This window comes from Streptomyces sp. JW3 (assembly GCF_052216785.1).
In the GTDB taxonomy this organism is placed as follows: Bacteria; Actinomycetota; Actinomycetes; order Streptomycetales; family Streptomycetaceae; genus Streptomyces.
Map to the genome: position 1 here is coordinate 23,549 of NZ_JBQOUX010000089.1, position 8,361 is coordinate 31,909.

The window sequence follows — 8,361 nt, forward strand, 5'->3', positions numbered from 1 at the left end:
GCAGTACGCATGTCCTCACTCTTCCCGGCCCTCACCGACGGCCCGGCCGACCGCCCCGCGCTCCGGTTCGGCGAGCGTTCCCTGACCTACCCGGAGCTGGCCGGCGCGGCCGGTGCCGCCGCCGGTGGCCTCGGCGGGGCCGGCCGGGTGGCCGTCTGGGCGACCCCGGCGCTGGAGACGGCCGTCGCGGTGGTCGCCGCGCTGCTGGCCGGCGTACCCGCCGTGCCGCTGAACCCGAAGTCCGGCGAGAAGGAACTGCGGCACATCCTGGCCGACAGCGCGCCCTCGCTCGTACTGGCCGCGCCCGGCGACGAACTGCCCGGCCCGCTGGCCGGATTGCCCCGGCTCGACGTCGACGTGAGCGCGCGGGGGCCGGTCCCGGAGCGGACCGCCGAGGACGGCGACCCCGCACTGGTCGTCTACACCTCCGGCACCACCGGCCCGCCCAAGGGCGCGGTCCTGCCCCGCCGGGCCGTCTCCACCACCCTGGACGCGCTGGCCGACGCGTGGCAGTGGACCGGCGACGACGTCCTGGTGCACGGGCTGCCGCTGTTCCACGTGCACGGCCTTGTGCTCGGCACCCTCGGCCCGCTGCGGCGCGGCGGGTCGGTGCGGCACCTGGGCCGGTTCTCCACCGAGGGCGTGGCGCGCGAACTGAACGACGGCGCCACCATGCTGTTCGGTGTGCCGACCATGTACCACCGGATCGCCGAGGCGCTGCCCGCCGAACCCGAGCTGGTCAAGGCGCTGACCGGGGCCCGGCTGCTGGTCTCCGGTTCGGCCGCGCTGCCGGTGCACGACCACGAGCGGATCGCCGCCGCCACCGGACGCCGGGTGATCGAGCGGTACGGGATGACGGAGACGCTGATGAACACCAGCGTCCGCGCCGACGGCGCGGCCCGGGCCGGCACGGTGGGCGTGCCGCTGCCGGGCGTGACGCTGCGGCTGGTGGAGGAGGACGGGTCGGAGGTCACCGCCCGCGACGGGGAGAGCGTCGGCGAGATCCAGGTGCGCGGCCCGAACCTGTTCACCGAGTACCTCAACCGCCCCGACGCGACCGCCGCCGCCTTCACCGCCGACGGTTTCTTCCGCACCGGCGACATGGCGGTCCGCGACCCCGACGGCTATGTCCGCATCGTCGGCCGCAAGGCCACCGACCTGATCAAGAGCGGCGGCTACAAGATCGGCGCCGGGGAGATCGAGAACGCGCTGCTCGAACACCCGGCGGTCAAGGAGGCGGCCGTCACCGGGGAGCCGGACGACGACCTCGGTGAGCGGATCGTGGCCTGGGTGGTGCCCGCCGACCCGCAGTCGCCGCCCGAGCTGCGGGAACTGGCCGACCATGTCGCGTCCCGGCTCGCCCCGCACAAACGGCCCCGGGTGCTGCGCCGGCTCGACGCGCTGCCCCGCAACGACATGGGGAAGATCATAAAGCGGTCGCTGCGCCATGACGGCTGACCGGCTCTCCGCCCGCCGCTTCCTCGCCCTGGTCACCGACGACTTCACCGAACTGCCGTACCCGGCACGGGACTCGGCCCCGGACGGCCCGCTCGGCTGGCCCGGCTACGACGCCGCCCGGGCCCGCGCGGCCGAGCGGACCGGCGAGTCGGAGTCCGTGGTCTGCGGCACCGGACGCGTCGAGGGCACCCCGGCCGTGCTGATCGCCTTCGAGTTCGGCTTCCTCGGCGGCTCGCTGGGCCGGCGCACCGGGGACCGGCTGGAGGCGGCGTACGAGTACGCCCGCGCCCACCGGCTGCCGGTGGTGCCGCTGGTCGCCACCGGGGGCTCCCGGATGCAGGAGGGCATGCTCGCGCTGACCCAGCTCCAGCGGGTGGCCCGGCAGTCGGCGTTGACCCGGGCGGCGGGGCTCGCGCAGCTCGCCGTGGCGCGCGACCCGACCACCGGGGGCGGCTGGGCGACCCTCGGCGCGGGCGCCGACGTGACGCTCGCACTGCCCGGCGCCCAGGTCGGTTTCGCCGGGTCCCGGGTCCGGCCGCCGGCCGCCGACCCGGCCGCGTACACCGCCGAGGCGCAGGTCGCGGCGGGCTCGGCGGACGCCGTCGTACCGCCCGGCGAACTGCGCCGCACGCTCGGCCACTGGCTGCGGCTGCTCACCCGCCCGGCCACCGGACCGGCCCCGGTCCCCGCGCCGCTCGGCGCGAGTGGCCCGCCGGACAGCGGCCGGGAGGCGGTCCGCCGGGCGCGCGCGCCGGAGCGTCCACGCGCCCGCGCCTACCTCGACGCCTACTTCACCGACCGCGCTCAGATCAGCGGCGACCGCTGCGGCGGCACCGACCCGGACGGCATGCTGTGCGGCTTCGGCAGCCACGACGGCAGAACGATCGCCTACGCCGCCCAGACCGGCGCCCCGACCCGCCCGGCCGGCTACCGCACCGCCGCCCGGCTGATCCGGCTCGCCGGCCGGCTCGGCATCCCGGTGCTGACGCTGGTGGACACCCCGGGCGCCGCCAACGACGCCGAGGCCGAACGGCAGGGCGCGGGACCGGCGATCGCCGACCTGTTCGGCGCGGTGGCCGCCGCCCGCACCCCCGTCACCACCCTGCTCATCGGCGAGGGCGGCTCGGGCGGCGCGCTGGCGCTCGCGGCCCCGGGCCGGACCTGGGCCACCCCGGACAGCTACTTCTCCGTCATCGGCCCGGAAGCGGCCACCGCCATCCTGAAGCGGCCGCCGGAACAGGCCGACGAGACCGCCGGGCAACTGCGGCTGCGACCGCAGGACTTGGCCGAGCTTGGCGTGATCCGAACAAGCGAGCAGGTGTTCCCTGGAACAGGTGATCGTCGCTCATGAGCACGCCTGCGGCCGGTGGGATCAACGAGACTGACGGTACGCAAGCAACGGGCTGCAGACCGTAGTTGGCGCGAAGGTCCCACATCGCGTGCTTCACGCAAGAAACGCAAGGAGCAGTACTCACATGAACGTTCTCACCGACATCCTCGCCGGCCTCGTCCACTTCGTCGGCTGGCTGGTCTGAGGTTCGTCCGGCAGCACGTCGAAGAACGCCGGCGCCGTCTCCCCGTCCCAGGGAGGCGGCGCCGGCCGCGTGTCCGCACGGGCCTACCGGACACTCACCGCCCGCAGGAGTTCCTGCGTCACCGAGCCGCCCCGGTCGTCCTTCGCCGAGGCGCGCAGCGAGACGGAAGCCGCGTCCCGGGGCACACTCAGCGTCCCCTGCCAGGCCGCGCCCTTGCCGCCGCTCAGCCGCACCGACTGCCAGGTCTTGCCCGCGTCATAGGAGACGTCCAGCTTCCCGCCGCCCAGCTTGCCGATGTCCGGCGCCCCCGCCACGTACTCCGCGCCGAGCCCGACGCCCACCTTGTGGCCGCCGCGCACCGTGCCCGCGAGGTCGGTGTCGATGTCGTAGGAGAGGTTGATCAGCGGGAGGTGGGTCCAGCGGTCCTCGGGGGTGGCCGAGGAGCGGAAGGTCCACTCGGAGTGGCCCGTGCCGCCCAGCGGCCAGCGGCCGGCGGCCAGCGCGGTGTCGGTGACGAGCCGGTAGGTGTGCTCGTCGGCGGGCGCCTCCCAGACGTAGGCGGTGGAGCTGTTCATCCGGTCGACGAGTTCGCCGTCCTGGTAGACCGCCGTGGTCTGGGTCATGCCGCTGTCCGCGCTGTACACGTCACCGAACCCGGTGTGGTCCGGACCCGAGTCGCCCCAGCCGGGCGCGTTGAACTGCATCCGGTTGCCCACCCGCTGCTGCCCCCAGCCCAGGCCGGTGCCGAGGTACGGGTGCCAGACCGGCTTGAACCAGTTCAGCCCGGGGCTGCTGCCGCCCTGGTAGGCGACCTCGCCGCCGCGCTGCTCCAGCGCGCCACCGGCCGAGTCCACCGACTCGTGCCACAGCTGGCCGGGGCCGGTCGAGACGTACTCGGTGCGCTCGGCCGGGAAGTCGATCCGCTCCTTGAAGCCGAGGCCGATCGCGAAGGTGTCGGTGAGCGAGTAGCGGAACTCGCCGCCGGTCGACGGCTCGGCGCCGTGGTACTTGGTGTGGACGGTCGCCAGGTCGCGCTTGCCGGGGCGGTAGGTGAGGTCCCGGTCGGGGATCGCGCCGGGGTGGCCCTCGGACAGGTCGTAGGTGAAGGGGGTGTTGCGCGTGCCGGTCATGTCGACGCGGCCCGCCGCGCGCAGCTTCGCCGCGTCGGCGGTGTTCAGGGTGGCGATGGTCAGCGGCCGGTCGGCGTTGTCGGCGGTGCCCCACCAGTTCATCAGCCGGCCCGGAGCGCTGTCGGTGACGAACAGCGCCTTGGCGCCCGCCTCCTGGGCGGCCTGGGCGAGGGCGGCCGGGTCGGCGTCGTCGGTCAGCTCGGCGAGCACCGCCTTGCCCTTCGCGCCGGTGATCGGCCCGGCGCCGGCGTCGACCAGCGGCAGCCGGGTGCGGCCCTCGGCGAGCGTGCCGCCGGACTGCACGGCGGCCTCCCCGACGCCCTTGACCTCGAGGAGCGGCTTGCCGAGCCGCCATACGGTCCGGTACTCGAAGTCGCCCTCGGTGACCTTCCCGGTGGGCGCGGCGAAAACACTGTCGTACGTGAGCGGCACCTGGAGGGCGCCGAACAGGGCGGAGCCGTTCGCGCTGCGGTCGTACTCCATGAGCAGCTGCCGGGTCTCGGTGCGCTGGTCGACGTCCGCGCTGATCTCGCGCAGCTCCCGGCCGTCGAGGGTGAGCTCGCGGTCCCGGTCGAGGACCACCTCGGGGGCGGCGAGGAAGCCGAGGCCGAGGAAGTCGGCGCCGTGGCCGCCGCGCACGTCGAGGAAGCTGGACAGGCTGTACGTGCCCGGCTTCAGGCGCAGTTCGAGGGTGCCGGAGTCACCGACGTACGCCGGGACCGGGTCGACCCCGGCCGCGAGTTGCTGCACGGTCAGGTCGGCGGCGGTGGCCGCGCCCGACCGGTCCTTGACATGGACGGTGAGCGTGTACCGCTCCTCCTCCTTGACCAGCCCGAACGCGGTGTGCGCGACGGTCTTCCCGGCGGCGTCGGTGGCCACCACCTGTCCGCTGGTGTTGCCCACCGGGGCGTCGGTGCCGTCGCCGGTCACCGTGGTGGACGCCGTGCCGTGCGCGGGGACGGTGAGGGTGGTGTCGGCGAGGGTGACGACGCCCTCGGGGGCGCCCCGCGCGGCCAGGTGCAGGGTCACGTCCGTGGCGGCGGAGTTGGTGTAGGTGACGGTCCGGGTGACCGGCTTGTTCTGCTCGTACGGCCAGCTGTAGAAGCCGAGGTCGGCGCTGCCGGTGGCGGTGACATCGGCGGTGATCGCGGCGGGCACGCTGACCCGTCCGGCGCCCAACTGGTAGACGGAGGCGTCGAGTTCCTTGGAGGTGGACATCAGGGCGTCCTTCAGCCGGGCGCCGGTCCAGTCCGGGTGTTCCTCGGCGAGCAGCGCGGCCACCCCGGCGACGTGCGGCGTCGCCATCGACGTACCGTCCATGGCGGTGTAGGCGCCCTCGCCCGCGGTGAGCGTGGAGCGGGCGGCGAGGATGCCGACGCCGGGGGCGGACAGGTCGGGCTTGAGCGCGTTGTCGCCGTAGCGGGGGCCGGCGCTGGTGAACCAGGCGGCCGCGTCGGCCGAGTCCACCGCGCCGACGGTCAGCGCGGCGTCGGCGGCCCCGGGCGACCCGATGGACGAGGGGCTGCCGGTGTTGCCGGCGGCGATCACGAAGAGCGCGCCGGTCTCGGCGGAGAGGGCGTTGACGGCCTGCGCCATCGGGTCGGTGCCGTCGCCGGCCTCGGTGGAGCCCAGGGACATCGAGATGATGTCGGCGGCCACGTCCCGCGCGGCCCACTCCATGCCGGCGATGATCTGCGACTCGCTGCCCGAGCCCTGGTCGCTGAGCACCTTGCCGACCGCGAGCGTCGCACCCGGCGCCACCCCCTTCTCCTCGCCGTCGGAGGCGGCACCGCTGCCGCCGACGGTGGAGGTGACATGGGTGCCGTGGCCGTGCCGGTCGGCGACCTCCTCGCCCTCGATGAAACTGCGGGACCGCGCTATCCGCCCGGTCAGGTCGGGGTGGTCCGCGTCCACCCCGCTGTCCAGGACGGCGACGGTGACACCCTTGCCGGTCAGCCCGGCGTCCCACGCCTCGGGGGTGCCGATCTGGGCATTGCTTTCGGCCATCTCCGCGCTGACCCGGCCGTCGAGCCAGACCCCCTCGACGCTCTCGTTCCGGGTGAGGTCCTGCCAGAAGGCGCGGCCCTTGGCGGCCTCGACGGCCGCGCCGCGCACACTGGGCAGCGTCCGGGTCCGCTCGGTACTGCGCGGGGTGACGACCGGCGCGCCCTTCTCGTAGGTCACGATCAGCGGCAGCTCGCCGGAGTCCGTGTCCCCCAGCCCCTGCCGCAGCAGCTCCGTGACGTCGAAGAGCCGCTCGTCGAGCGTCCCGGCCCGCAGATACGGCAGCGCCTCGTCCGGTACGACGGTGACGGTGCCGTTGGCGTTCTGGGTGCGTACGGCGCCGGTGGCGCCCCTCGGCCGCTCGACGGCGACCGTCCGCTTCCCGTTCCCGACCTCGGTGACGGTCACCCGGTCGCCGGTGACCAGGGTGACGGTACGGGGCACGCCCGTGGCGGACTGGCCCGCGGGAGACTGGCCCGCGGGGAGTTCACGGGCCGCCGCGGTGGCCGCCGGGCCGGCCGGCAGCAGCGCGCACACCAGTCCCGCGACCACCAGGGCCGCGCCGGAACCGGCCGATCTGGAACCTCTGCGTCTCGTACTCATCCACGCCTCTCTCCGTAGAGTTGCTGCGCACGAGTCTCACGGGGCCTGCGTTTCAGGTGAGTTGACCGGACCTGGCGGATTGGCGCAGTGGCGGGTTTCCGCCAGCGCCCCGGTGAACGGCCGGGGCAACACGCGACACCGTCAAGCACGGTCCGTCACAATGGGGTCCGTTCGCGTGAGGACGACGCGCGGGCGTACGGCACGAACGGGGAGCGAGCGGCGCCATGGACGGACTGGTGGAGTTCAAGACCGAGGACGGTGCCCAGGTGGTGGTGGAGGCCGTCGACGAGGAGACCGGCGCCCGCCTGGTCGCCCGCGGCGACGGCCCGGCGCAGGCGGCGCGCACCTTCGAGAGCGCGCTGGAGGGGGTCCGCGCGGCGGCCACCTCCGCCCTGCGGGTCTTCCGGGACGGCACGCTCAGACCCGACTCCGTGGAGCTGGAGTTCGGGGTGCGGCTGAGCGCCGAGGCCGGCGCGGTCATCGCCAAGGGCACCGCGGAAGGCCATCTGGTGGTGAAGCTGCACTGGTCACCGGGGACGTCGGCCCCCGCGGCACCGGCGGGCGGGGAGGCCGCCGGCCGGTCATGACGGGCGGTACCGCCTGGCACGCCCGGATCCGGTGCGGGCGCAAGACCGGCGCGGGATTCCTCGTCACCGAACGGCTGCTGCTCACCTGCGCGCACGTCGTCGTGCGGCACGGGACCGAGCCGGTCACCGTGTCCTTCCCGGGCCGCCGGGACCTGCGCGGGCTGACCGCGCGGGTCGCCTTCCACGGGCCCTGGCGGGAGGACGGCGACAACGACCGCGGCGACCTGGCCGTCCTCGAACTGGACCGGACGGTCCCCGTGCGCCCCGCCGTGTTCGCCCCGCCCGGCGCGGCCCCGCGCGCGGCCGAACTGTTCGCCTACGGGTTCCCGCCCCGGCTCGACGACGGGGTGCTCGCCGTCTACCGGGCGGTGCCCGGCCCGCTCATCGCGGACGAGTGGACGCAGTTGGACGCGCTCACCGCGCACGGGCAGCCGCTGGTGGGCGGGTTCAGCGGGGCGGCGGTCACGCTGCACGACCACACGGTCGTCGGCATGGTCACCTCCACCACGAGCACGCACGTCGGCAGGATGCTGCCGGTCGAGGTGATGGCGCGGTACTGGGCGGGGCTCGGCGACCTGGTGCCGCCGCCCCGCCTCGGACCGGACGCGGGCCGGCTGGAGACCCTGCTGCGCCGGGCCGAGCAACTCCGCCCGGACTGCGACCCGAACCGGCTGTACGCCTCCGCCGTGGACCTCTTCGCCCCGCAGCCGGAGCGGTTGTTCACGACCCTGCGGGAAGCGGCGGACTACGTACGCACCGAGGTCCCCGACCTCACCGCCGAGGACCGCTTCGCCGACGGCCTCCAGCGCGTCCTGGACGAGTGGACGGCCCCGGACCGGCAGGCCGCGCGGCCCCGCCCGCCCGCCCACCCCGACGAGCGCACCGACCCCCGGGAGCCGGCGCCCCGCCCCGGCCCGGGGGAGCCGGACGCCCCGGCGAGGGGCCGCCAGGCCCGCGCGCGATGGGACGAACCGGCCCCGGCCCGGATGCCCACGCCCGTGCCCGGGCCCGCGGCCGCGTCCGCCGCCGCGCTCCGGTGCGCAC

Annotated in this window: 5 protein-coding genes; 4 read left to right on the top strand and 1 reads right to left on the bottom strand. The window is 75.1% G+C overall.

Features of this window, described 5'->3' with window-relative positions:
- Nucleotides 1-9 precede the first annotated feature (9 nt).
- Both ACTT8P_RS28710 and ACTT8P_RS28715 read left to right on the top strand, forming a co-directional pair.
- Nucleotides 10-1,458, top strand: a complete 1,449-nt coding sequence (locus ACTT8P_RS28710; protein WP_442834674.1) for an acyl-CoA synthetase — start codon at nucleotides 10-12, stop codon at nucleotides 1,456-1,458.
- Nucleotides 1,448-2,809 (top strand): carboxyl transferase domain-containing protein, encoded by a 1,362-nt coding sequence (locus ACTT8P_RS28715; protein ID WP_442834675.1) that lies wholly within the window; start codon nucleotides 1,448-1,450, stop codon nucleotides 2,807-2,809. Before ACTT8P_RS28710 ends, ACTT8P_RS28715 begins: the two co-directional genes overlap by 11 nt.
- 267 nt (nucleotides 2,810-3,076) lie before the next feature.
- On the opposite strand, the gene ACTT8P_RS28720 is transcribed toward ACTT8P_RS28715, so the two are convergent.
- Entirely contained in the window at nucleotides 3,077-6,730 is a 3,654-nt protein-coding gene (locus tag ACTT8P_RS28720; RefSeq protein WP_442834676.1) for a S8 family serine peptidase, read from the bottom strand.
- A gap of 224 nt (nucleotides 6,731-6,954) precedes the next feature.
- Between ACTT8P_RS28720 and ACTT8P_RS28725 the strand changes: the two genes are divergently transcribed.
- Both ACTT8P_RS28725 and ACTT8P_RS28730 read left to right on the top strand, forming a co-directional pair.
- Entirely contained in the window at nucleotides 6,955-7,317 is a 363-nt protein-coding gene (locus ACTT8P_RS28725) for a CU044_2847 family protein (protein ID WP_442834677.1), read from the top strand.
- Nucleotides 7,314-8,361 (top strand): trypsin-like peptidase domain-containing protein (locus ACTT8P_RS28730; protein WP_442834678.1); only part of this gene is annotated, 1,048 nt, incomplete at its 3' end. The genes ACTT8P_RS28725 and ACTT8P_RS28730, both read left to right, overlap by 4 nt.

Excerpts from the sequence above, each read along its gene's own strand:
- ACTT8P_RS28710 (WP_442834674.1), top strand. The coding sequence starts at position 10 with ATGTCCTCACTCTTCCCGGCCCTCACCGACGGCCCGGCCGACCGCCCC.
- ACTT8P_RS28715 (WP_442834675.1), top strand. The coding sequence starts at position 1,448 with ATGACGGCTGACCGGCTCTCCGCCCGCCGCTTCCTCGCCCTGGTCACC.
- ACTT8P_RS28720 (WP_442834676.1), bottom strand. The coding sequence starts at position 6,730 with ATGAGTACGAGACGCAGAGGTTCCAGATCGGCCGGTTCCGGCGCGGCC.
- ACTT8P_RS28725 (WP_442834677.1), top strand. The coding sequence starts at position 6,955 with ATGGACGGACTGGTGGAGTTCAAGACCGAGGACGGTGCCCAGGTGGTG.